The following is a 24,421-nucleotide window of genomic DNA, read 5'->3' on the forward strand; positions in this document are numbered from 1 at the left end:
ACCGCCCCGGCTGTACTACTTCAACGTCACCAGTTGCTTCAGCACGCCATCCAGGCCGCCGAACACGGTGAGCTTGTCGATCTTCTCGGTGACCTTTTCCAGGGCCTCGAGCTCCTTCAGGCGCATCAGCACCGGCGACTCGTCGATCAGCTTCGCGGTGTTGAGCAGGGAACGCGTGGCGTTCGCCTCCTCGCGGCGGCGGATCACGTTGGCCTGCGCCGTCTTCTCCGCCTGCACCACCCCGTTGAGGATCTCCTTCATCTCGCCCGGCAGGATCACGTCCTTCACGCCGACGCCCAGCACCTCCACGCCGAGGCCGGTCAACTGGCCACGTACGTAAGCGAAGATGTCGGCGTCCAGCGATGCCTTGTCGCCCAGCAGTTCGTCCAGTGTCCTGGCCGAGACCACCTTGCGCAGGCCGTACTGCAACTCGCGGTAGACGAAGTCGCCCACCTTCGCGACCTTGGTGCGCGCCGCCACCACGTCGGTGACGCGGGTGCTGGCGGCGAGGTTCACGCGCAGGCTCACCTTGTCGCGGGTCAGCAGTTCCTGGCCCGAGACCTCGATCGTCTGCACGCGGAGATCCACGATGTCCACCACCACGTTCTTCTGGAAATTCCAGAAGGCGTAGCTGCCCGGGGCGAGCGTGCGATCGAGCTTGCCGTCGATGAAGACCAGGCCCGCGAATTCCGCCGGCACATCGGCCACCACCGCCAGCTTCGACAGCGCACCCAGCTGGCGCAGGCGCCGCGCGACGGCGACGTCCACGTCCGGCGTGGCGAGCGACACGGCCTGCACCTCGACGTTCACCAGGCCGATCCAGTACAGGCGCCGCGTGCCGGGCGGCAGCACGTCTTCCAGCTTGCCGTTCTTCAGCACCAGACCGACCTGGTCCACGCCGATGTCGGCGAGCACGAAGACATCGCCCAGGCCTTCGCCCAGGCGCGTGATCAGCGCTTCGACGTCATGGCCGGCGTATTCCGGCGCAGCGATGTTGAAAGTGCGCACCTCGATGCGACCCATCGGGTCGAACCAGCGGTACACGCCCGGCACGAGCAGCTGCTCGAACCGACGGTTGCGATACACCAGGCCGCGCTCGCCGTCACCGATCACGACCCTCTTGGTCCAGAACATGGCGTTGTTCTCCTTGTTGGCTCTGGTGGTTCGATCCAGTTGGCAAACATCGTCGCGGAGGATCGATTCCCGCGACGATGGTGTGCCGTCCGCGACATGCGGACAGCGGAAGAAGTTGGAAACGTCCCTGGACGGAGGCGGTGCGGACAGCAGGCGCTGTCGGCGGAGGCGTCGTCGCAAGCGGTGATCCGGAGATCGCAGCGATCGCGGCGTGCATCCGCGTCGAGGGCGCGGAGCCGGCACCATCCCCGCTGCGGCGCCCTGTCTTTCCGCAGTCCATCGCGGAGAGACGTTGCGCCACACGGGGCGTTTCCTGGTGGGACTTGCGTCCCGGTGTCATGACGTGAAAGGTCATGTGCCCTTGCAGGCGTTGGAGCGGGAATCGAACCCGCGACAGTCGGATTAACAGTCCGATGCTCTAACCATCTGAGCTATCCAGTGGTGGACGAACCGGATTTGAACCGGTGGCCAACGGCATATGCCGCTGCTCTCCCAAGCTGAGCTATCGTCCGCTCGAGGAACACCGCCTCCCACGCTTCGGCATACGCCACGGCAGCGCCGCGCGCACCGGACGGGATACAAACCCGTACCGCTGTAGCGTGTTCGATCGATGCTCCCCATTGCCGGCTGTCGCCAACCGGCAATTCGTGCGGGCGCCATGCGCCCTTGTGGTGTCCACTCCCCGCGCCGCTCGCGTCGAAGCATCACAACGCAGCGCACATGCGCCGGTTGCAGCCGCGCCCCTGCCTCGGGACGCGCAGGCGCGTTACCCGGATGCTTCAGGGCGGAAAGGAATTTCCGTGGTGGAATGGATGGAACCTGGTCGATGCATGCGCATCCTCCGCGAACGCTGGAAACAAAACGCCCCCGGGGCTTGCGACCCGAGGGCGTTCGCGTTTCCTCGGGAGATCGGGGTGGCCGATCTCCCTGGGAGTCAGCCGGATGTCAGGTGGCCAGATGCCGCGCGGGTTCGTTGCCGGGCTTGGCATCGAACGCATACGCACGCACGCGCAGGCCGCAGCGCGATGGCTGCAGGTCAAGCGTGTTGGCGATGGAGTGCGCGGGCTTCATGGAAATCATTCTGGTGAAAAAACAGCCGCAGGGGCCGAAGGCCGCGCACGATACGCGGGTTGTTTTCGTTGTGCAACATTTTTTTAACTGCGGTATCGCCAGCCCGACAAGCGGCATTCCTTCCATGCTGCGCGCATGCGCGGAACCGCCGCGTGCGCACGGGTAGAATTGCGCCCTGCTTCCCGTTGATGGTGTTCCCTTGGCCTCCCGATATTCCGATCCCGCGCTGGATGCGTTGATGCTGCCGTTCGCGCAAGGGCAGCTGGCCTGGCCGGCGGGTCCGGTGTTGTTCCTGCGCGCGCGCGATGGCGCTGCACTGCGCCAGTTCCCGCTTGCGCAACTGGTATGCGAACAGAGTTTCCGGCCCGATGCCGAACTGCTGGAGCGTGCGGGACTTCAGGTGGTGGCCGATGCCGCTGAGGGCGACACGCGCTATCCCCTGGTGCTGGTGCTTCCACCACGCCAGCGCGAAGAAGCGCGTGCACTGCTGGCGCGGGCCGTCGAGCGCGTCGCACCGGGCGGCATCGTGGTCGCCGCGATGACCAACAACGAAGGCGCGAAATCGGGCGAAGCCGATCTGAGGCAACTCGCAGGCCTCGCGGGAACGCTGACAAAATTCCACTGCCGCACGTTCTGGACAAGGACCCTCGGAGACAGCACCGACGAGGCGTTGCTGGGTCAATGGTCGGCGCTCGATGCGCCTCGCCGGATCGAAGGCGGGCGCTACCTCAGCCGTCCCGGTGTATTCGCCTGGAACCGCATCGATCCGGCGTCTGCGTTGCTGGTCGAGTGCCTGCCGACCGATATCGCCGGCCACGGCGCCGACCTGGGCGCGGGATGGGGATTCCTTTCGCTGGCCTTGCTCGCCCGCAATCCCGGCATCACCGCACTCGATCTCTACGAGGCCGAAGCGCGAGCGTTGGCGTTGGCGAAGGCGAACCTCGCGGACACCGGGTCGACCGCAACGCTCGGTTTCCATTGGCACGACGTTACCGCAGGACTGCCAAGCCGCTACGACTTCATCGTCAGCAATCCGCCGTTCCACACGCAGAGCCGTGCGGATCGCCCCGATATCGGCCAGCGCTTCATCACCGCCGCCGCGGCCGCGCTCAAGCCGGGCGGCCGGTTGTGGCTGGTGGCCAACCGCCACCTGCCGTACGAGCAGACCTTGAACGACAGCTTCGGCGACGTGCGCGTGGCCGGCGAGCGTGACGGTTTCAAGGTGATTGCCGCCATCAAGGCGAGGCGGTGAACGCATGAAGATCGTCAAGCACATCGCCAACCTGGGGTATGGCAGCCGCAAGCAGGTCCAATGGATGTTCCGCGAGGGACGCATCACCGACGCCGCGGGCGAGGTGCTGTACGCCGATGATCCGGTCGACCACGACAACATCCGGGTGGATGGCGAGCCGCTCGATCCTGCGCCGGGGCTGGCGATCCTGTTGCACAAGCCCGTCGGCTACACCTGCTCGACCAAGGACACCGGCCGCATCGTCTACGACCTGTTCCCGTCGCGTTTCCGCGATCGCTCGCCGGTGCTGTCCACGGTGGGGCGACTCGACCGCGAGACCAGCGGCCTGCTGCTGCTCACCGACGACGGTGGACTGCTGCACCGGATCATCTCGCCGAAGGCCAACCTGCCCAAGGTCTACGACGTCACGCTGGCGCAGGATTTGCGCGGCGACGAAGGTGCGGTCTTCGCCAGTGGCACGTTGATGCTGGAATCGGAGCAGACGCCGCTGGCGCCGGCCGGCCTGCACGTGATCGACCCGCGCCATGCGCAGGTCACGCTCACCGAAGGTCGTTACCACCAGGTGCGTCGCATGTTCGCCGCCGTCGGCAACCATGTGGAGGCGCTGCATCGCAGTCGCACCGGGGGACTGACGCTGGGCGACCTGGAGCCTGGGCAGTGGCGCCTCCTGGGCGAGGATGACCTTCGCCAGCTGTTCGAGGGCAACGCGTGAGTCCTGCACGCCTGCCGTTCGTGCCTGAGGCGGTGATCTTCGACATGGACGGCCTGATGCTGGACAGCGAACGCGCGATCATCGGTTGCCTGGCGGAAGCCGCGCGCGAGCTTGGCCACGATCTGCCCGAGGTGCTCTGGCTGTCCATGGTCGGCCACAGCGAGGCCGTCTGCCGCCACCTGCTGGACGAAGCCATCGGCGAAGCGCAGCGCGAGCGCGTGCTGCAGCGTTCGCACGTGCTTTACGAGGCGGTGGTCGCGGCGGGCGTCCCACACCGTCCCGGCATCATCGAGATGCTGGATTTCCTCGATTCCCGCAGGATTCCACGCGCCGTCGCCACGTCGACGCGTCGTCCGCTGGCGCTGCGCAAGCTGGATGCCGCCGGCCTGCTGCCACGGTTCGACGCCATCTGCACCAGCAGCGATGTCGAGCATCCCAAGCCTGCGCCCGATGTCTATCTGCTCGCGGCACGCTCGCTCGGCATCGATCCACGGCGGTGCCTGGTGCTGGAAGATTCGCCCACCGGCGTGCGCGCCGCACTTGCCGCCGGCATGCATCCGATCCAGATCCCGGACCTGCTGGAACCGGACGACGCCGTGCGTGCGCTTGGGCACACCATCCTGCCATCGCTGGACGATGCACGCATGTTGCTGGAGCAGCGTTTTCTTGGCGAGGTTTTGTAGGAGCGACGTGAGTCGCGACCGCACGGCAAATTCCCACTCGAATGCGCGAGGTCTCCTGATATGGCGGCCCTTGGTGTGATTCCATGCTCACCGGCATGGATAACGCCGACTGCCTGCGACGAACTGGAGGTCACGCCGATTTGCGTCACGGACGCATGTCAGCGGCAGGACAGGTCTACCTGGTCACCTTCGTCACGCATGACCGTCGACCGCTGTTCTCCGATACCGCCGTGGCCCATGATGCCGCGCGTGCGGCCACCGACAGACGGCTTTGGTATCGCTCCCGGCTGTTGGCATGGGTACTCATGCCGGATCACTGGCATGGGCTGATCGAGTTGGGAGCTATGGAATCCCTGTCCGTCTGCGTGCAGCGCCTGAAGACCAATACGTCACGCGCGGCGGCCAGGCCTGAAGGTCCGCGACGCGTGTGGGCGCCTGGCTTCCATGATCGTGCGATCCGTTCGGATGACGGCCTGCGGGCCGCCGCGCGCTATCTTGTCGCCAATCCATTGCGCGCTGGATTGGTCGACAGGATCGGGAGTTATCCGTACTGGGATGCGGTGTGGCTCCAGGCCTAGAGAAGCGATGACGGAGCCATGGGGCGGACGGTCGGCGGTCGCGACTTGCGTCGCTCCTACAGAAGAGCCAGACCTCTCTCACTCCCCGAACAGCTTCGCCCACCCCGCATGCCCCAGCGAGTCCAGCGTCTTCACGTTGCGCTCGACGATGACGTCGGCATCGGGGAAGGCTTCCACCGCGCGGTCGATGCTGGCTTCGCGCAGCAGGTGCAGGGTGGGGTAGGGCGATCGGTTGGTGTAGTTGCTGATGTCGTCCGGGGCGGTGCCGGCGAACTGGTAGTCCGGGTGGAAGCTGGCCACCTGGATCACGCCCTGCAGGTCCAGTGCCTCGACCGCGGCGTCGGCGTTGTCGAGGAAATCGTTGTAGTCGAGGAAGTCGGTCAGCACGTCGGGATGGATGATCAGCGTGGTGTCGACCTGTTCGGGGTCCGCATCCCGCAGCAGCACCAGTTCTTCCGCCAGTTCTTCCAGCAGTGCCTCCGGGGTGCTCGCATCGCTGAGCACGAAGCGGACCTGCTGCTTCACGTACACCGCTTTCGCGAACGGGCACAGGTTCAGGCCGATCACCGCGCGCTCCACCCACTGGCGGGTGGTGGCGATGGGATCGGCCACGCCGCTGGCGATGTGCGGAACGTCAGTCACGGAAATTGTCGAACTGCAGCGGCAGTTCGAACTCGGTTTTCTTCAGCAGGGCGATGACATCCTGCAGGTCGTCGCGCTTCTTGCCGGTCACACGCAGCTTCTCGCCGTTGATCTGCGCTTCCACCTTGAGCTTGGCGTCCTTGATCGTGGAGACGATCTTCTTCGCCAGCTTCTGTTCGATGCCCTGTTTGACGGTGACCTTCTGGCGCGCGCCGGCCAGATTGGTGTCCACGTCGCCGAACTCGAGGCAGCGTACGTCGATCTGGCGGGCGATCAGGCGGGCACGCAGGATGTCGGTCATCTGCTTGAGCTGGAAGTCGCTCGGCGCGGACTGGGTGATGAGTTTGTCTTCCAGCTCGAACTTCGCTTCCACGCCCTTGAAGTCGAAGCGGGTGGAGAGCTCGCGGTTGGCCTGGTCCACGGCGTTGGTCAGTTCGTGGGCGTTGACTTCGGAGACGACGTCGAAAGAGGGCATGGGGGGTCTTCCTGTCTGATGCGCCGCCATTCTAGCGTGCCGCCCTCGCCGCCGAGCGCCGGCCGGTGATAATGGCGCATGTCCGCGCCCCGCCCCTCCCTCGCTTCCGCCGTCCTGCTGATGCTGGCGGCCGTCCTGATGTTCGCGTTGATGGATGCAGGGCTGAAGCTGCTCTCTGCGCACTATCCGCCCTTGCAGGTCGCTGCGTTGCGCGGCCTCTCCTCGCTGCCCCTGGTCGCGTTGTGGGTGCTGGCCACGGTGCCGCCGCGCTTGTTGCTGCGCGTGTACTGGCCGCTGCATCTGCTGCGCGGCGTGCTGGGCATCGCGATGATGGGCGGGTTCGTCTACGGCTTGCGGACGATGCCGCTGTCCACGGCGTACGCGATCACTTTCGTCGCGCCGCTGCTGGTCACGGCGATGGCGGGTCCGTTGCTGAAAGAGCGCGTGGGACCGGCACGCTGGGTGGCGATCTTCATCGGCCTGGTGGGAGTCCTGGTGATCCTGCGACCCACCGGCGAGGGCATGCTGACCCAGGGTGGGCTGGCAATCCTGCTGGCCGCGATCTGCTATGCGCTGGGTGCGGTCACCGTGCGCATGCTGGCGCAGCGCGACAGCACGCAGGCGATGGTGTTCTGGTTCGTCGTCCTGCTGTCGCTGGGCGCGTGGCTGCTTGCGCTTCCGGCGTGGAAGCCGCTGCAGCCCGCGCATGGCTGGATCATCGCGGGCGTCGGTGTCTCCGGTTCGCTGGCGCAGGTGGCACTGACCGAAGCCTTCCGCCGGGGCGAGGCCTCGCTGATCGCGCCGCTGGAGTACACCGCGCTGGTATGGGGCGTGCTGCTGGACGTGGCCTTGTGGTCGGTGCTGCCGGACGGGATCACCTGGATCGGCGCCGGCATCATCGTCGCCAGCGGGCTGTACCTGCTGCGGCGCGAAAAGGTCCATGTGGAAGCCGAACACCCCTGACGCACGTTGCGGCATGATGCGCGCATGCCCATCGTCCTTGTCCTGCTTTTCGTCTTCCTGCTGCTGGCGTTGTGGGCGGTGCTGTTGCCCGTCTCCTTGTGGCAGCGTTACCGCTACGGCCGAGCGCGCCGCATGGCACGCAGCTGGTTGCTGACGCTCAACGCATGGAGCCTGCTGGTGTCGGTGGCGATCTTCATCGCGGTCAGCGCGTTCGGCCTGTTCTGGTGGCCGGACAGCCTGGTCGGTGCCGGAGTGGGACTGGCTGCCGGCAGCTTGCTCGGCCTGGTGGGCGTATGGCTCACGCGCTGGGATGTCGCGCCGCAGGGCGTGTTCTATCAGCCCAATGCCTGGCTGGCGTTGCTGCTGGTCGCCATCGTGGCCGGGCGCATCGTGCTGGGATTCGTGCAGATGGCGCAGTACTGGCGGAGCGGCGGCGTGCCGGCGACCCATGCGCTGTTGAGCGGCCACGGCAGCCTGCTGGCGGTGGCCGGCCTGCTGCTGGGCTACTACCTGGTTTATGCCTGGGGCGTGAAGTGGCGCGTCACGCGCTTGCAACGCCTGCGCGGCCACGTCATGCGGTGATCCGTTCCGTCCAATGAAAAGGCGGCGGGCCCGAAGGCCCGCCGCCGCATCGACGCGTTGGAGCAATGGATCAGAAGCGCGCGCCGATACCCACGCCCACGACCCAGGGGTCGATCGTCAGTTCTTCACCGGTGCCCTGGCCTGCGACACGCACGCCGGCATCGCCCTTCATGTAACGGGCATCCGCACGCGCGAACCAGCGCTCGTTGATGTTGAAGTCCATGCCGGCCGTTGCGATGGCACCCTTGGCGGTTTCCAGGCCCACGTGCGCGCCATCGCCGCCGATGGTCTCGTCACTGAAGTTGGACTCGTAATAGCCCAGCCCCACGAACGGACGCATCACCTTGTCCGGCGTGCCGAAATGGTACTGGCCGCTCAGCGCGATCGGCTGCTGGTCGACGGTGCCGATCTTGCCCGGGCCATCGGCCTTGACCCGATGGTTGAACTTGTCGGCGGCGCCCCACAGCTCCACCGCGATGTTGTCGGTGGCATACCAGCTGGCGCTGATGACCGGCGCGACATCGCCATCGATCTTCAGCCCCGGCGCTGGATCGCGATCGGGCTTGAGGATGGCGGCACCGCCGACCACGGCGAAGCGCTTTCCGGTTGAGGACGAGGGGGCGTCCGTCGATGCGTCCTGTGCAAATGCGACGGGAGCGGCCATCAGGGTGGCAAGGGCAATAGTGAGGGTGCGAATGGACGTCATGCGGGTGTCTCCTGTTGTTTTCTTATGTCCCCGCTGCGCGGCGGCGCATCGGTTGCGTCGTCGCGATCAGGGCGAGCGCACCGTAACCACCAGCGCATGAACGTCTGCCACGTCTCGACGTGAACGAATAACGAACCGGGTGGAATCGAACGCGATTCTTCACCGTGCGTGCATGTCGCTGACCATGAGCTCGCGCATGCGCCCGGTCCAGCGGCGAGAGTCTTTCGTTGCCTGTCCCGGATCTGTCGCGCGCGATGCGGGTGGACTCCGAATGACGTGCGCGCCTGGCTGCGCTACTGTCGCAGGCACGAGGAGCGATGCCCATGGTCAGCAGCAAGGCGGAGACGGTCGAGGGCTATCTTGCGGAACTGCCCGAGGCACGGCGGCAGGTGGTGGCAAGGGTGCGCGAGCTGGTCAATCGCCACCTGCCCGAAGGCTACGCGGAGACGATGAGCTGGGGGATGATCAGCTGGGAGATCCCGCTCTCGCGCTATCCGACGACCTACAACAGGCAGCCGCTGCCGTACGTCGCGCTGGCGGCGCAGAAGCAGTACTACGCGCTCTACTTGACGGGCTGCCATGCGGACTCCAGCCAGGATGCGGTCCTGCGTGGCGCGTACGCCGCCGCTGGCCGGAAGCTGGACATGGGCAAGTCCTGCCTGCGCTTCAAGACATGGGATGAGCTGTTGCCTGATGCCATCGGCGCGGTGATCGCGTCCACGCCGGTGGACGCGCATATTGCACAATACGAAGCCAGCCGCGCCCGGAAGTGACCCGCATGCCCCCTGCCAAACGCAAGCCGCGCACCGGACGCGCCAGGACGGACCTGCCGGAACCCGGCGGCCACCTGACGATGGCGGACCTGGCGAAGGTGGCAGGTGTTTCCGCCATCACCGTCTCGCGCGCATTGCGCGACAGCCCGCTGGTCAACGCCGAGACCCGCGAACGCGTGCGCCAGGTCGCGCAGCAGTATGGCTATGCGTTCAACGTGAGCGCACGCAACCTCAAGCTCCGCCGCAGCATGACCGTGGCCGTGGTGGTGGAGATGAAGCCCACCGTCGAAAGGCAGATGTCGGGGCCCTATCCGCTCGACCTGCTGGGCGGCATCACCCAGGAACTCACATCGACCGGTTACAGCGTGCTGCTGACCTCGCTGCAAGGGGGCGCGTTGCCGAACGTGCAGGCCGCCGATGGCGTGATCCTGCTGGGCCAGGGCGCGCACGAGGATGCGATGCACACGGTGCAGCGCTGGGGCCGGCCCATGGTGGTCTGGGGGGCGGTCAGCCGGCATGAGTCGCAAGTGGTCGTCGGCAGCGACAACCGTCGCGGCGGAGCGCTGGCGGCGGAGCGTTTCATCGCACTCGGCCGCCGCCGACCTGCGTTCCTCGGCGATCCCGCGCACGGTGAGTTCGCCGAGCGCCTCGAAGGCTTCACCGCGGCGCTGGCACGGCATGGCATCACGCCACTGACGCCCACCGTCGCCAGTTTCACCGTGGGGGCAGGCGCGGACGCCGTGCACGCCTTGCTGCAGGAGCACCCCCAGGTCGATGCGCTGTTCGCCGCCAGCGACCTGCTCGCCATCGGTGCGATCCGCGCGCTGATCGAGCGCGGCCGCCGCGTGCCGGAGGACGTGTCGGTGATCGGTTACGACGACACGCCCTTGGGTGCCACCTACGTACCGCCACTGACGTCCGTGCATCAGAACTTCATCGATGCCGGCGTGCTTCTGGCGCGCAAGGTCCGCACCCTGATCGAGGGCGAAGCGACCACCTCCGAGACCCTGCCCACGCACCTGGTGGTACGCGCGACCTGAGCGCATGCCGCTGCTGCATCGCAGCGGCCACCCGGTGGACATTTTCGTCGGTCGCCTTGGGTGGTATCGCCTGCAAGTCATTGAAAAAGCATGTTGTTTTCCCGGAATTGCCCTCCGGGCTGCGACGTTTCAAGTCACTGTAGTGCTGCTCTGACATCGATAACTTGACATCGATAACAGTGACTCCTAGCGTGCCTCCGCCCGTGGTGCCACTGCGGGATGCGCCAGGCCAGAGCGGGGATGTCGGTGGAACAGAGGCAAAACGATGCAACAGGAATGGACGCGGGCGCCGACGAGATGCGGCCCGATCCGTGGCGATTGACCCAGCGGGGCTTCGATGCGGCGCGTGCCGCCCGTGACGAGACCTTGTTCGCGCTGGCCAACGGCACGCTCGGCGTGCGCGGCGCCCTCGAGGAAGGCGACAGCGTCAGCGACGGCAGTTTCCTGTCGAGCGTGTTCGAGCAGAACCCGATCCACTACCACGAACGTTTCCCGGGCTTCACGCGCAGTACCGACACGCGCGTGCCGGTGGCAGAAGGCAAGCACATCCGGCTGCAGCTGGGCGATGCGCCGCTGCGGGTTGAGGAAGCGGCGTGGCTGGACTTCGAACGCACCCTGGACCTGGCTGCGGGCACGCTGGACCGCCGCCTCAGGCTGAAGACGCCGCAGGGCCACACACTGGAGATCCGTGCGCAGCGCGTGGTGCCGCTGGCCGAGCGCGCGCTGCTGGCGATCCGCTTCGAAGTCGCCTCGATCGACTATGCCGGTCCGTTGACCTTGCGTTCGTCGATCGAAACCGGGCGCCAGGCGATCGAACAGGGCGACGATCCCCGCATCGGCGTGGCCGGTGGCGAGGCGATGGACGTGTTCGACGAACATGCCGGTGCCGGCGGTGCATGGCTCACCCAGCGCACGCACCACAGCGGAATCACGCTGGTCTGTTCCCAGCATCACCGGTTGTCGCAAGGGGTCGCGTTCGCGTCAGCGGATGCCGGCGAAGGGCGCGTCGAGCAGTGCTTCGAGGCCGTACTCGCGCCGGGCGCGTCGGTGGTCGTCGAGAAGTTCGTCGCTTACGACGATGGCAACGGTACCGTGCGCGATGGCGTGCAGGCAGTGCTGGCGCGTGCGCAGGCCGCGGGCTTCGATGCGATCGCCCGCGCACAGGCGGAGACTCTGCAGGCGTTCTGGCAACGCGCCGGCATTTCGGTGGAGGGCGATCCGGCGGCCGAACTGGCGCTGCGCTTCAACCTGTTCCACCTGCTGCAATCGGCCGGTCGCGACGGCATCAACGGCACGGCGGCCAAGGGCATCACCGGCGAAGGCTATGAGGGCCACTGCTTCTGGGACACCGAGGCCTTCGTGCTGCCGGTGATGGCATTGACGGCGCCCGACGTGGCACGCGCCATGCTGATGTACCGCTTCCGCACACTGGATGGCGCACGCGACACCGCGCGTGCGATGAACCATCCGCGCGGCGCGCTGTACCCCTGGCGCACCATCGCCGGCCGCGAATGTTCCGCGCACTATCCCAGCGGTTCGGCGGCGTACCACATCAACGCCGCCATCGCGTACGGGATCGGGCTTTATCTCGACGCCAGCGATGATCTCGACTTCCTCAGCGAGGCTGGCGCCGAGATTCTTTTCGAGACCGCACGGATCTGGCCGCAGGCGGGCCACTTCAATCCGCGGCTCGACGGTGCGTTCTGCATCCACGAAGTGACCGGTCCCGACGAATACACCACGCTGGTCAACAACAACTGGTACACCAACCGCATGGCGCAGCGGCACCTGCTGCGTGCGGTCCAGGCCTGGGCGCGGCTGTCGGCCGCGCGGCCCGCTGCGCTGGCGGAACTCGCCTCACGCATCGGGCTGGACGCCGACGAAGTCGCGCTGTGGCAGCGTGCCGCCGAGGCGATGTACCTGCCGGTCGACGACGCATTGGGCATCCATCCGCAGGACGACGATTTCCTCGCCAAGCCGCGTTGGCCGTTTCCGAAGCGCGAAGGGCCGCATCGCCCGCTGCTGCTCGACTACCACCCGCTGACGCTGTACCGCCACCAGGTCTGCAAGCAGGCCGACGTGGTGATGGCGATGGTGCTGGCCGGTGACGGTATCGCGCTGGGTGCGAAGCGTCGCGACTTCGACTACTACGAAGCGGTCACTACCCATGACTCCACGCTGTCGGCGCCCGTGTACGGCATCCTCGCCAGCGAGGTCGGGCACGACGAAAAGGCATGGCGCTATTTCGACGCCAGTCTGCGCGTGGACCTGGATGACCTGCATGGCAACACCGACCACGGCGTGCACATGGCGGCGATGGCGGGCAGCTGGCTGGGGCTGGTGCAGGGCTTCGGCGGGCTGCGCATCGTGGGCGGTCGCCTGCAGTTCGCGCCGACGCTGCCCACCGCCTGGAAGGGCTACGGTTTCAACCTGCGTTGGCGCGGTTGCGCACTGCGAGTGGACGTGGATGCGCGGGGCGTGCGCTATCGGCTGGACGAGGGTGACCTGCTCGCCTTCGCCCATGCCGGGAGCGAAGTGGTGCTGAAGCCGGGGCGGGAAACCGTGTTGCCGCTTGCCGTGCCGTCGCCGCCGAAAGCCGTGTTCCCGCGTGCCTGCCGTGCCTTGGTCTTCGACCTGGACGGCGTACTGACCGACACCGCGCATACGCACTACCGGGCATGGAAACGGCTGGCCGACGAAATCGACGTCCCATTCGATCTGCTGGTGAACGAGCGGCTCAAGGGTGTGGACCGGATGGCTTCGCTGGAGATCATCCTGGAGCGCGCATCACGCGCCTACAGCGCAGACGAGAAGCGCGCGCTGGCCGATACCAAGAACGGTTACTACGTGCAGGAAATCGCCAGCGTGGGTCCGCAGGATCTGTTCGACGGTGTGCGCGAGGTGCTGGATGCCGCGCGTGCCGCGGGCCTGAAGCTCGGGCTGGCGTCCGCCAGCCGCAACGCGCCTGCGCTGCTGGACAAGCTGGGCATCGCCGACTGCTTCGACTACATCGCCGATGCCGGCCGCATCGCGCGCGCCAAACCGGACCCGGCCATCTTCCTGGACGTGGCCGCCGCACTCGGCGTGCCCGCGCACCTGTGCATCGGGGTGGAAGACGCCGCCGCCGGCATCGAGGCCATCCATGCCGCCGGCATGGCCGCCGTGGGCATCGGCGACGCCCGCGCGCTGCGCCACGCCGATGCCGTGATTCCCCGCATCGCCAAGTTCGACCTGAGGACGTTCGTTTCGCCTTGACCGCACACGGCCACAGAAGCCGCGGCGGCAGCCTGTCACTACAACAACAAACGCACTACGTGGAGGGAGAGACCATGCAACACACCAAGCACCCGATGCGCTACGCCCTGTCGGCCGCCATCGCGCTGGCGCTCGCGCCGGTATTGGCGGGCGCCCAGGAAGCCGCCCCGGCGCCCGCTAACGACGAGGCGACGACACTCGACGCCGTCATCGTCAGCGGTACGGCCAAGTTCAAGGGCCTGCGCAAACGCGACGCCAGCTTCTCGATCAGCACGGCCACGCCGGAGCAAATCCAGGAAACCGCGCCCACCAGCACTGCCGACCTGCTGAAGATCGTGCCGGGCGTGTGGGCCGAAGCCAGCGGTGGCGGTACCGGCGCCAACGTCTTCGTGCGCGGCATGCCCTCCGAGGGCGACGCGCCGTTCTTCACCCTGCAGCTTGACGGCTCGCCGATCTTTCCGCCGCCGACGCTGTCGTTCCTCGAGAACACCACGCTGTTCCGCATCGACGACACCATCGCGCGCGTCGAGGGCCTGCGCGGCGGTCCCAGCCCGATCTACTCGAACGGGCAGCCCGGCGTGACGGTCAATTTCATCCAGAAGAAGGGCGAGGACACGCCGGAGGGCAGCGTGCGCCTGACGCTGGGTACCGACAGTCTGCGCCGGGTCGACTTCTACAGCGGTGGTCCGCTGAGCGCGGACAGCGGCTGGTACTACAGTGTGGGCGGCTTCTACCGCGAGACCGACGGCGTGCGCCAGACGGGCTTCCCCGTGGAAAAGGGTGGCCAGCTGAGCGCCACGCTGACCAAGCGCTGGGCCGAAGGCGAGTTCAACCTCTATGCGCGTCATACCGACGACCAGAACACCTTCTATACGGCGGTGCCGCTGGTTTCGCGCAACAACGGCAAGGACATTTCCAGCTTCCCGGGCCTGGACGCCACCACCGGCACGCTCGTTGGCGACGACTTCCGCCGGGTAACGCTGCCCACCGGCGTCGGCAACCAGACGATGACCCGCGACCTGGCCGATGGCCGTGGCGTGGACATCGATGTGTTCGGCGGCTCCTTGGACTGGTACGTCGGCAACTGGACCATCAGCGACAAGTTCAACTACCTCAAGGGCGACGCGCCGACCTACGCGCTGTTCACCGGTGCCAACCCGCAGACCCTGTCGTCCTACATCACCGACACCTACGGGGCGGGCGTCACCGGCACCGGCACCTTCGTCAATGGCGGCGGCGCGGTGGATCCGAACCAGCAGGTGCTGACCGCAGGCTTCTGGGTGGTGGAGAAGGAGATCAGCTCGTTCACCAACGACCTGCGTTTCAGTGTCGATCTGACCGACAGCAATGCGCTGACGTTCGGCGTGTACTACGCGGACTACTCGTCCAAGGACCGTTGGTGGCTGGGCAACAACATGCTGCTGACCGCGCAGGACAACGCGCGCCGGGTGAACCTGGCGCTGTCCAACGGGCAGGTGGCGACGCGTGACGGCTTCGTGGGCACGGCGTTCTACAACATCCGCGGCGACTACGACGGCCAGAACGCGGCCTTCTTCATCGCCGACGAATGGACCGTCAACGACCGCATCCGCCTGGATGCCGGCGTGCGCTACGAGCGGCAGGAAGTGAACGGCACGGTGTGGGATCCGGTCACGGTCGACCTGGACGGCAATCCGAACACGCTGTACGACAACAACACTTCGGTCTCGACCACGCCACGCAGCATCGACCAGAACGACAGCGACGTGTCCTGGACGGCCGGCTTGAACTACACGCTTAACGATAGCGTCAGCCTGTTCGGTCGCGTCAACTCGGGCTTCACCTTCCCGCAGTTCGACAACCTGCGCGACGGCGCCAACAACAAGACCGAGATCGACCAGTACGAGTTGGGCCTGAAGGCCGGCGGCGAGACGTACGAGATGTACCTCACCGCGTTCTACAACGACTTCACCGGCCTGCGCTACCAGGCGTTCGACAACAACGGCAACAACGTCGTCATCATCGGCGACTCGAAGGCGCGCGGCCTGGAGTTCGAAGGTGCATGGCGTCCGGCGGGCGGCTTCGAGCTGGCGTGGAATGCGACCTGGCTGCGTGCCAAGTACGGCGACTTCGCCACCTACGATGGCAACCAGGTGGTACGCCAGCCGAAGTTCCGCGCGCGACTGACACCGAGCTACTACTGGTCCATGCCGTGGGGCGACCTGAAGGTGTTCACCACCTATACGCATGTCGGTGACCGCTACTCCGATCCCGCCAATGGCCAGGTGCTTCCCGAATACGACACCTGGGACATCGGGGCCAGCGCACACGTGGGCGAGAACTGGGAGTTCACCTTCTCGGGCCGTAACGTGACCGACGAGATCGCGCTGACCGAGGGCAATGCACGCGTGCTGGGCAATGCGACCAGTGGCGGCGTGTTCATGGGTCGCCCGCTGGAAGGCACGTCGTACCAGGCCTCCGTCGCCTATCGTTGGTGAGGCATCGGGGCCCGCCCTGATGCGGGCCGTCCTTCACCGCCGCGCCGTCTCTCCCCGGCGCGGCGGTGGATACTGTTTCCCGCCGGGTGCCGCGTGGCGTGACCACGCGACCTCCCTCCGCGCACTCCGGGCCAGGCGGTCAGGAGGCGCTTGCGCTTACCGGTACCGCCCATGACACGCACCCGCATGATCCTGGCAATGATCCTGACCTACATGATCTTCGCCATGCTGTTGAATTCCGTGGGCACCGTGATCCTGCAGTCCATACAGGGATTCGGCATCACCAAGGCCGATGCCAGCCTGCTGGAGGCGTTCAAGGACCTGCCCATCGCGATCACCTCGTTCCTGGTCGCGTCGTTCCTGCCGAGGGTGGGCTACCGCCGGGCGATGATGCTCGGCCTGCTGCTGGTCGCCGCCGCCTGCATCGCGATGCCGCTGCTGCAGGCGTTCTGGGCGACCAAGCTGCTCTTCACGGCGGTCGGTGTGTCGTTCGCGCTGGTGAAGGTGTCGGTCTACTCCAGCATCGGCCTGCTGACCGACGATGCGAAGGCGCATGCGGCGCTCACCAGCACCGTCGAAGGCTGGTTCATGGTCGGGATCCTCGGCAGTGCCTGGTTGTTCGCGGCCTTCATCAATGCGGATGCGCCGGGCGATCCGGTCTGGCTGGATGTCTATTGGGTGCTTGCGGCGATGTGCGCAGCGGTGGTCGCGCTGCTCGCGACCAGTACGCTGGACGAGCGCGCCGCGCGCGACGGCCATGCGGCGGGGGAATCCTTCATCGACATGTTCCGCCTGCTGGCAATGCCACTGGTGGTGGTGTTCCTGGTGTCGGCCTTCCTCTACGTGCTGATGGAGCAGGCCATCAATACCTGGCTGCCGACGTTCAATCGCGAGATCCTGCACCTGCCCACCACGCTCAGCGTGCAGGCGGCCAGTATCTTCGCCGGGTCGCTGGCGCTCGGTCGCCTGGGAGGCGGCGTGCTGCTGCGGCGCGTGCCGTGGTTCTGGCTACTGTCCGGCTGCGTGGCGGCGATGGCAGCGCTGGTGCTTCTGGCGTTGCCGCTGGCGGCGAATGTGCAGGCACGCGACGGCATGACCTGGTGGAACGCGCCCGCGGCTGCCTATGTGTTCCCGATGATCGGCCTGCTGATGGCGCCGATCTATCCGGCGATCAATTCGGTGGTGCTCAGTGCACTGCCCAAGTCGCGGCATGCAGCGATGACGGGGCTGATCGTGGTGTTCTCCGCCCTGGGCGGAACCACCGGCTCCTACGTCACCGGCCAGTTGTTCGCGCATTTCGACGGGTCGCGTGCGTTCTATCTGCTGCTGGCGCCGATGGCCATGTTGCTGGTGTCGATGGCGCTGCTGCAGCGCGCGGTGTCGGGGAAGCGAGGCATGCCGCAACCCGCGTGACGTCAGCACGTTGACGCCGCGTGGCGGGTGGCTTCGCGTATCGTGTCCGCCTTCCGTTACCGAGACGAGACGACGCATGAACGCGACCGGCGTGGCCCTGGCCCTCTTCATCGGCATGCTGCTGCCGCTGCAGGCGTTGATCAACGCGTCGCTCGGCAAACAGACCTTTGGCCCCGTGTTCGCCTCGTTGGCGTCCTTCATGGTCGGAACCGGGGTGCTGTTGGCGTGGTGGTGGCTCAGCCGGCCGGTATTCGTGCCTGCCGCGCTGGGCAAAGTGCCGTGGTGGGCATGGACGGGGGGCATGATCGGGGCGGTGTTCGTTGCCTCGGCCACCCTGCTGGTGCCTCGCCTGGGAGCGGCGTCGTTGATCTGCCTGGTGGTGGCGGGACAACTGGCGGGTTCGGTCGTGCTGGACCACTTCGGGGTACTGCATGCGCGGCAACCGGTGGATGCGCTGCGTGTCGTCGGCCTGCTGCTGGTGGTCGCCGGCGCGCTGCTGGTGGTGAAGCCCTGGCAGTCGGCGGGCGGCTGATCCGTGGCGGGCCTGCTGACCGGGCTGCCACCCAGCGTGGGTGCGGGCTGTCGCGTACTCGTGCTCGGATCGATGCCCGGCGACGCCTCGCTGCAGGCCGCGCGCTACTACGCCCATCCACGCAACCGGTTCTGGCCGGTGATGGCGTCGATCTGCGGATTCGATCCGGTCGCCCCGTACGAGCATCGCCTCCGGTACCTGCATGAGGCCGGCGTGGGCTTGTGGGATGTCATCGGCCAGTGCGAGCGACGCGGCAGTCTGGATGCCGCCATCGTGCGCGGCAGCGAGGTCGCCAATCCACTGGAGGAGATGCTGGTGGCGCACCGCAGCATCGTGGCGATCGCGTTCAACGGGGGAAAGGCGGCGGAGGCCTTCCGTCGCCACGTGCAGCCGCAGCTGCCGGAGGCCTGCATGCCGGCCCTGTTCGCATTGCCATCCACCAGCCCCGCCAACGCAGCGATTCGCCACGACGCCTTGCAGCAAGCCTGGACCGCGATCTCGCCGTTGCTGCGCATGCCCGCCTGACAATGCGGCGGCGTATCGTGTGAGTCGAACGTCGAACCAAAGCGATACCACTCTGTCCGCAGGCTCGCGTGGCGCAGTCGTTTTCCTCCGCGCCGGCACGCAATGTCCCGCCGTGGACAGCAATTAGTCCGAAGGAATGGTTGGCGCATCGCGCCGCTGCGGACACAATAGGGGTTCCCCTCTTCAAGTCCGCACCGGAGTAACGCCATGTCCGACATCAAGGAAGCCAAGGTTCCCGACATCGGTGACTACGACGGTGTGCCGGTGATCGAGATCCTGGTCGCCGTGGGCGACACGGTGAAGAAGGACCAGGGCCTGGTCACGCTGGAATCGGACAAGGCGACGATGGAAGTACCGTCGGCCTTCTCCGGCGTGGTGAAGGAGATCAAGGTCAAGCTGGGCGACGAGATCGCCGAAGGCGCGGTGGTGGCGCTGATCGAAGTGAGCGAAGGCGCGACCGAGGCGAAACCTGCCGCCGCACCCGCACCGACCGCCACCGCTGAAACCGGCGCGAAGGTGGAGCCGGTCGCGGTATCGCCGACACCCGACAAGATCACCCAGCGCGAGATCGCGCAGGAACGCGCCGCGCCGGCCGTCGCCCCCGCTGCCTCGCGTGTGCTGGACGACAAGCCCGGCATCGACCCGGAAGCCTCGCCGCCGCGCACGCCGCCGGTCGAATTCAATGCCGATCGCGTGCTGCCCGAGAAGGTCGCCTACGCCAGTCCCGCGGTGCGCCTGTTCGCCCGCGAACTGGGCGTGGACCTCAACCAGGTCAAGGGCACCGAGCGCGGTGGCCGGATCAGCAAGGAAGACGTGCAGAAGTACGTCAAGCGCGCGCTGGCAGGTGGCGTGTCGGCCCCCGTCGCGGCAGGCGCACCGGCCGCCGCCGGTGGCGGGCTCAATCTGCTGCCGTGGCCGAAGGTCGACTTCAGCAAGTTCGGCGAGACCGAGGTCGTCGCGCTGTCGCGCATCAAGAAGATCTCCGGCGCCAACCTGGCGCGCAACTGGGCGATGATCCCGCACGTCACCCAGCACGATCACGCCGACATCACCGACCTGGAAGCGCTGCGCGTGGCGCTGAACAAGGAAAACGAAAAGGCCGGCATCAAGCTGACCATGCTCGCCTTCCTGATGAAGGCCAGCGTGTCGGCGCTGAAGAAATTCCCCGACTTCAACGCTTCGCTCGATGCCAGCGGTGAGAACCTCACGCTGAAGAAGTATTTCCACGTCGGTTTCGCTGCCGACACGCCGAACGGTCTGGTCGTGCCGGTGATCCGCGACGTCGACAAGAAGGGTGTCAACGAGATCGCGCAGGAAAGCGGCGAGCTGGCCAAGAAGGCGCGCGAAGGCAAGCTGGGCCCGGCCGAGATGTCGGGCGGCTGCTTCTCGATCTCTTCGCTGGGCGGCATCGGCGGCGTGGCGTTCACGCCCATCGTCAATGCGCCGGAGGTGGCCATCCTGGGCGTGTCCAAGTCCTCGATCCAGCCGGTGTGGGACGGCAAACAGTTCCAGCCACGCCTGATGCTGCCGCTGTCGCTGAGCTACGACCACCGCGTGATCGACGGCGCCGCCGCGGCGCGCTTCACCGCGTATCTGGCGCAGCTGCTGGGCGACATGCGCCGCGTACTCCTGTGAGTCCGTAGGGTGGGCCCCGGCCCACCGATCCGACCAAGCCACGGTGGGCCCAGGCCCACCCTACGAAAGAGAGCGGTATGGCGAACACGATTGAAGTCAAAGTCCCCGACATCGGCGATTACAGCGATGTGCCGGTCATCGAGATCCTCGTCGCCGTCGGCGACACGGTGAAGAAGGACCAGGGGCTGGTCACGCTGGAATCGGACAAGGCCACGCTGGAAGTGCCGTCCTCGGCCGCCGGCGTGGTGAAGGAAATCAAGGTCAAGCTGGGCGATTCGCTGTCCGAAGGCAGCGTGGTGGCCGTACTGGAAGCCGAAGGCGCCGCGGCATCCGCGCCCGCGCCCGCAGCTCCCGCCAAGCCTGCGCCCGCACCGGCGGCGCCTGCCGCGTCGGCGCCCGCGCCTGCAGCACCGGCCGCGGCACCCGTGCCGTCCGGCGGTGGCGGATTGATCGAAGCCAAGGTGCCCGATATCGGTGACTACGATGGCGTGCCGGTGATCGAGATCCTGGTGGCCGTCGGCGACACGGTGAAGAAAGACCAGGGCCTGGTCACGCTGGAATCCGACAAGGCGACGATGGAAGTGCCGTCGCCTGCCGCCGGCGTGGTGAAGGAGATCAAGGTCAAGCTGGGCGATTCGCTGGCAGAGGGCAGTCTGGTCGCGATCCTGGAAGGCGAGGGCGCCGCTGCGGTGCCGGCCAAGCCTGCGCCGGTTGCGGCCTCGCCGGCGGCCCCTGCCGCACCGGCCACCTCGGCGCCGAAGCCCGCGCTGGGCAGCGGCAAGCCAGCCGATATCGAATGCCGCATCGTCGTGATCGGTTCCGGTCCGGGCGGCTACACGGCGGCGTTCCGCGCCGCCGACCTCGGTCTGGACACGGTCCTCATCGAACGCTACGAAGCACTCGGCGGCGTCTGCCTCAACGTGGGCTGCATCCCGTCGAAGGCACTGCTGCATGCGGCGGCCCTGATCGATGAAGCCTCCCACTCCGACGACATCGGCATCAGCTTCGGCAAGCCGAAGATCGACCTCGACAAGCTGCGCAGCTTCAAGCAGGACAAGGTGGTCGGCCAGTTCACCAAGGGCCTGGCCGGCATGGCCAAGCAGCGCAAGGTGCGCACGGTCACCGGGGTGGCGAAGTTCGTCTCGCCGAACGAGCTCGAGATCGCCGGCAGCGACGGCAAGACGCAGCTGCTGCGCTTCGAGCAGTGCATCATCGCCGCCGGTTCGCAGGCGGTGAAGCTGCCGAACTTCCCGTGGGACGATCCGCGCGTGATGGATTCCACCGACGCGCTGCAGCTGGCCGAGGTGCCGAAGAAGCTGCTCGTCGGCGGCGGCGGCATCATCGGCCTGGAAATGGCGACGGTGTACCGCGCGCTGGGCGCCGAAGTCACCGTGGTCGAGTTCATGGACCAGCTGATGCCGGGCGCCGACAAGGACCTGGTGAAGCCGCTGGCCGACCGCCTGAAGAAGCAGGGCGTGGCCGTGCACCTGAAGACCAAGGCCGCCAAGGTCGAAGCGTCGAAGAAGGGCATCACCGTGCACTTCGAGAGCGCCACCGAAGGCCAGAAGCCGGAACTCGAGTCGGGCACGTGGGACCGCGTGCTGGTCGCGGTGGGCCGTTCGCCCAATGGCGGCAAGCTGGATGCCGACAAGGCCGGCGTCACCGTCACCGAGCGCGGCTTCATCCCGGTGGACGCGCAGATGCGCACCAACGTGCCGCACATCTTCGCCATCGGTGACCTGGTGGGCCAGCCGATGCTGGCACACAAGGCCACGCACGAAGGCAAGCTGGCTGCGGAAGTCGCTGCGGGCGAGAAGAAGGAGTGGGTGGCCCGCGTGATTCCGTCCGTGGCCTATACCGATCCGGAAATCGCGTGGGTCGGCGTGACCGAGACCGAAGCGAAGGCCAAGGGCCTGAAGATCGGCGTGGGCAAGTTCCCGTGGGTGGCGTCCGCGCGCGCGGTGGGCATCGGCCGCGGCGAAGGCTCGACCAAGCTCATCTTCGACGAACACACCCACCGCATCATCGGTGCCGGCATCGTCGGCGTGCACGCGGGCGACCTGATCAGCGAACTCGCGCTGGCGATCGAGATGGGTGCGGAAGCTGGCGACATCGGCGCGACCATCCACCCGCACCCCACGCTCAGCGAGTCGGTCGCGATGGCGGCGGAGGTCTACGAAGGCACCATCACCGACCTGTACATCCCGAAGAAGAAGTAAGCGACACCGGGTGCTTCAGGAACGGAAAGGCCGCGCGGATGCGCGGCCTTTCCGTTCCTGGCGTCGGGCCTGTCAGGCGGGCAAGGGCATTGCTTTGGACGCCCGCCGGGCTTCGATCCGCTTCCACACCTTTTCATGGAAGTGGAAGACCACGGTATTGGTCGCCGGTTCGATCAACGCCAGCATGCCGCCCACCAGCAGGCTGCCGGTGAACAGGTAGCCCAGGGTGAAGGCCACCGAGAAATGCAGGATCGCGAAGCTCAGGGTCTTGTTCACGGCGGGCTCCAGATGAGAATTGATCTCATTATGGGGTCCAAGCTGCCGCTGTCCAATGGAATGATCCGCTGCTACCGATAAATATTGCCTATCGGTCGGGGTGGGGTATCTGGATGGCTGGCCAAGGCGGCCCGGGCGTGTTCGGCGCCGGGCGTGCCTTGTGCGACCGGGTCAGAACCGGACCGACACGCCCGCCATCGGGCCATGCACCTTGAACTCGCCGGTGGCCTTGCCCGCGACGTCCACCGTGCCGATACCCGACTCCGCCGGCGCCTCGAACGAACCGCGATAGTCGTCACTGAGCTTCAGGCGGAACCAGTCGTAGCCCACATGCACGCCGATCCGCTCGGTGACCCGGTACTCGACCAGCAGGCCGCCGCGTTCGAAGTGTCCCTGCTCATTGATGAAGTTGCCCCAGCGCGTATCCAGATACTGTCCCTGCGCCTCGATGCGCAGGCGCGGCGTGGGCGACCACGCCACGCGGGTGTGCAGGTTCGGCGAGGTGCCATCGCGGTTCCAGTCCAGGTCTTCCCACTGCGGATCGATCTCCCCGGTACCCGTGCTGGTGGCGGTACCGCGCGCCGCCAGCGTCGCATGGGTGATGCCGGCACCGAGGCCCCACTGGAAGCGTGGTGTATCGACCATCGCGAACTCGTAGTTGAGGCTGGCCAGTTCGAAACTGATGCGGCCCGACACATCGACGGCAGGCACCTCCACCGGCTCGCCAGGGATCTCGACCTCGTCGAAGATCGTGCCGGGATCGACCCAATCGCCATCGAAGCCCCACGATTGATCCCGTCGATAGTCGTAGTAATTGAGCCGGAGCGACTGGCGGGGCGTCATGTTGAAGGCGAGCTCGCCGCGCGGGCGCCAGCGGCCGTCGGCATTGATCTCCCCGGCCGCACCCAACTCCTCCGTTCGCTCGCCATTGGTGGCCACGGCGTCGCCGGTGAAGCGGATGTTCGCCTCGGGATTGAATGCGGAGAGTCTCAGTTCGAAGCGGGCGTCGTCGGAAACCTCCTGTGCGGACGCGGTGGAGGTGGCGATGGCCAGGGACAGGCAGCAGAAGACCGATGCGGCGGTGCGATGGGGGATGTGGCGGCTCATGGGGTCCATGCGGTTGGGTGTGGGGAGCCCAACGTTCGCCATGCCCGGGTCGACAGGGAGTGAATTGACTGAACGAGTGGCGCTCTCCGCAGCGTTTCCCGCCGGAAAAAAGGAAGCCCCGGGGGCAACCGGGGCTTCTGGAGAACCTGCGACGGAGCATCGGACGAGGAAGTTGAGCGGCAGGCCTCAGAGGGACTGACAGGCGGTTTTCGTCAAAGTTCCGGGAAATCCTGCGGAAAATTCTGAACAGGGGAAACGGTTACAGCCTTGTCCCCGCTGGCTTTGGCGGAATCCGGCGCCGAACTCGCGGTTTCGACCTTTGGCGGTTGTCCCGGAAATTGTCCCGCTGCTATACTTTTGCGGCTCGGCGA

General features: G+C 66.6%; 23 protein-coding genes and 2 tRNA genes. 16 read left to right on the forward strand and 9 right to left on the reverse strand.

Translation table 11 applies throughout. The features are described 5' to 3' along the window. Positions 1-15: 15 nt before the first annotated feature. The 4 genes from ACIPRS_RS16640 to ACIPRS_RS16655 form a co-directional block, all read right to left on the reverse strand. Positions 16-1,134, reverse strand: coding sequence for a slipin family protein (locus tag ACIPRS_RS16640; protein WP_446539358.1), 1,119 nt, complete (start codon positions 1,132-1,134; stop codon positions 16-18). Positions 1,135-1,505: 371 nt separating this feature from the next. Continuing rightward, positions 1,506-1,571: transfer RNA gene (locus ACIPRS_RS16645), tRNA-Asn, on the reverse strand. A 2-nt stretch (positions 1,572-1,573) separates the two neighbouring features. Next, positions 1,574-1,645 (reverse strand) — tRNA-OTHER (locus ACIPRS_RS16650). Between the two features lie 434 nt (positions 1,646-2,079). Further along, complete coding sequence (locus ACIPRS_RS16655; RefSeq protein ID WP_255431495.1) at positions 2,080-2,205, reverse strand: hypothetical protein; 126 nt, start codon at positions 2,203-2,205, stop codon at positions 2,080-2,082. Here ACIPRS_RS16655 and ACIPRS_RS16660 point away from each other — a divergent pair. The 5 genes from ACIPRS_RS16660 (at position 2,204) to ACIPRS_RS16680 (ending at position 5,430) form a co-directional block, all read left to right on the forward strand. Further along, positions 2,204-2,371: a hypothetical protein gene (locus ACIPRS_RS16660; RefSeq protein WP_446539359.1), complete on the forward strand. Its 168-nt coding sequence runs from the start codon at positions 2,204-2,206 to the stop codon at positions 2,369-2,371. The genes ACIPRS_RS16655 and ACIPRS_RS16660 overlap by 2 nt on opposite strands. A 72-nt stretch (positions 2,372-2,443) precedes the next feature. Beyond that, complete coding sequence (locus ACIPRS_RS16665; RefSeq protein ID WP_337732767.1) at positions 2,444-3,457, forward strand: class I SAM-dependent methyltransferase; 1,014 nt, start codon at positions 2,444-2,446, stop codon at positions 3,455-3,457. A 4-nt stretch (positions 3,458-3,461) separates the two neighbouring features. Then, a complete protein-coding gene (locus ACIPRS_RS16670; RefSeq protein WP_337732607.1) occupies positions 3,462-4,169 on the forward strand; it encodes a pseudouridine synthase in 708 nt (235 codons plus the stop codon). After that, positions 4,166-4,852 carry an HAD family hydrolase gene (locus tag ACIPRS_RS16675; RefSeq protein WP_446539360.1) on the forward strand — a complete coding sequence of 229 codons (687 nt, stop codon included), beginning with the start codon at positions 4,166-4,168 and terminating at the stop codon, positions 4,850-4,852. Before ACIPRS_RS16670 ends, ACIPRS_RS16675 begins: the two co-directional genes overlap by 4 nt. Before the next feature lie 155 nt (positions 4,853-5,007). Continuing rightward, positions 5,008-5,430, forward strand: coding sequence for an REP-associated tyrosine transposase (locus ACIPRS_RS16680; RefSeq protein WP_446539361.1), 423 nt, complete (start codon positions 5,008-5,010; stop codon positions 5,428-5,430). 78 nt (positions 5,431-5,508) lie between these two features. Here the strand turns inward: ACIPRS_RS16680 and ACIPRS_RS16685 are convergent, their stop codons facing one another. Next, the gene (locus ACIPRS_RS16685; RefSeq protein ID WP_446539410.1) at positions 5,509-6,054 is read right to left on the reverse strand and encodes a DUF1415 domain-containing protein; all 546 of its coding nucleotides are present in this window, start codon (positions 6,052-6,054) and stop codon (positions 5,509-5,511) included. 10 nt (positions 6,055-6,064) lie between these two features. Then, positions 6,065-6,547, reverse strand: a complete 483-nt coding sequence (locus ACIPRS_RS16690; RefSeq protein WP_192202915.1) for a YajQ family cyclic di-GMP-binding protein — start codon at positions 6,545-6,547, stop codon at positions 6,065-6,067. Positions 6,548-6,625: 78 nt separating this feature from the next. On the opposite strand from ACIPRS_RS16690, the gene ACIPRS_RS16695 reads away from it, so the two are divergent. Together ACIPRS_RS16695 and ACIPRS_RS16700 are read left to right on the forward strand one after the other, a co-directional pair. Beyond that, positions 6,626-7,510 (forward strand): DMT family transporter, encoded by an 885-nt coding sequence (locus tag ACIPRS_RS16695; RefSeq protein WP_446539362.1) that lies wholly within the window; start codon positions 6,626-6,628, stop codon positions 7,508-7,510. 24 nt (positions 7,511-7,534) lie between these two features. Then, on the forward strand, positions 7,535-8,092 hold the full coding sequence (locus ACIPRS_RS16700; protein WP_446539363.1) for a DUF1453 domain-containing protein: 558 nt from the start codon (positions 7,535-7,537) through the stop codon (positions 8,090-8,092). A 70-nt stretch (positions 8,093-8,162) separates the two neighbouring features. Here the strand turns inward: ACIPRS_RS16700 and ACIPRS_RS16705 are convergent, their stop codons facing one another. Next, positions 8,163-8,798: an OmpW/AlkL family protein gene (locus ACIPRS_RS16705; protein WP_446539364.1), complete on the reverse strand. Its 636-nt coding sequence runs from the start codon at positions 8,796-8,798 to the stop codon at positions 8,163-8,165. A 323-nt stretch (positions 8,799-9,121) separates the two neighbouring features. Here ACIPRS_RS16705 and ACIPRS_RS16710 point away from each other — a divergent pair, with 323 nt between their 5' ends. The 9 genes from ACIPRS_RS16710 to lpdA all read left to right on the forward strand — a co-directional run bounded on the left by ACIPRS_RS16710 (position 9,122) and on the right by lpdA (position 22,667). After that, on the forward strand, positions 9,122-9,571 hold the full coding sequence (locus tag ACIPRS_RS16710; RefSeq protein WP_446539365.1) for a DUF1801 domain-containing protein: 450 nt from the start codon (positions 9,122-9,124) through the stop codon (positions 9,569-9,571). Positions 9,572-9,576: 5 nt separating this feature from the next. Beyond that, positions 9,577-10,611: a LacI family DNA-binding transcriptional regulator gene (locus ACIPRS_RS16715; protein ID WP_446539366.1), complete on the forward strand. Its 1,035-nt coding sequence runs from the start codon at positions 9,577-9,579 to the stop codon at positions 10,609-10,611. 276 nt (positions 10,612-10,887) lie between these two features. Further along, positions 10,888-13,866, forward strand: a complete 2,979-nt coding sequence (gene pgmB, locus ACIPRS_RS16720) for a beta-phosphoglucomutase (RefSeq protein ID WP_446539367.1) — start codon at positions 10,888-10,890, stop codon at positions 13,864-13,866. Between the two features lie 74 nt (positions 13,867-13,940). Continuing rightward, a complete protein-coding gene (locus ACIPRS_RS16725) occupies positions 13,941-16,343 on the forward strand; it encodes a TonB-dependent receptor (protein WP_446539368.1) in 2,403 nt (800 codons plus the stop codon). 171 nt (positions 16,344-16,514) lie between these two features. Then, positions 16,515-17,756: an MFS transporter gene (locus tag ACIPRS_RS16730; RefSeq protein WP_337732597.1), complete on the forward strand. Its 1,242-nt coding sequence runs from the start codon at positions 16,515-16,517 to the stop codon at positions 17,754-17,756. A gap of 76 nt (positions 17,757-17,832) precedes the next feature. Next, on the forward strand, positions 17,833-18,288 hold the full coding sequence (locus tag ACIPRS_RS16735) for a DMT family transporter (protein ID WP_192202921.1): 456 nt from the start codon (positions 17,833-17,835) through the stop codon (positions 18,286-18,288). 3 nt (positions 18,289-18,291) lie between these two features. After that, positions 18,292-18,813 (forward strand): DNA-deoxyinosine glycosylase, encoded by a 522-nt coding sequence (locus ACIPRS_RS16740; protein ID WP_446539369.1) that lies wholly within the window; start codon positions 18,292-18,294, stop codon positions 18,811-18,813. A gap of 207 nt (positions 18,814-19,020) precedes the next feature. Further along, complete coding sequence (locus tag ACIPRS_RS16745; RefSeq protein ID WP_446539370.1) at positions 19,021-20,448, forward strand: dihydrolipoyllysine-residue acetyltransferase; 1,428 nt, start codon at positions 19,021-19,023, stop codon at positions 20,446-20,448. A 77-nt stretch (positions 20,449-20,525) separates the two neighbouring features. Continuing rightward, positions 20,526-22,667, forward strand: coding sequence for a dihydrolipoyl dehydrogenase (gene lpdA, locus ACIPRS_RS16750; RefSeq protein WP_446539371.1), 2,142 nt, complete (start codon positions 20,526-20,528; stop codon positions 22,665-22,667). Positions 22,668-22,739: 72 nt separating this feature from the next. Here the strand turns inward: lpdA and ACIPRS_RS16755 are convergent, their stop codons facing one another. Beyond that, complete coding sequence (locus tag ACIPRS_RS16755) at positions 22,740-22,943, reverse strand: DUF2061 domain-containing protein (protein ID WP_337732591.1); 204 nt, start codon at positions 22,941-22,943, stop codon at positions 22,740-22,742. 171 nt (positions 22,944-23,114) lie between these two features. After that, positions 23,115-24,050 (reverse strand): hypothetical protein, encoded by a 936-nt coding sequence (locus tag ACIPRS_RS16760; protein ID WP_337732590.1) that lies wholly within the window; start codon positions 24,048-24,050, stop codon positions 23,115-23,117. Positions 24,051-24,421: the final 371 nt, after the last annotated feature.

The sequence above is a fragment of the Pseudoxanthomonas sp. LARHCG66 genome, assembly GCF_052871755.1.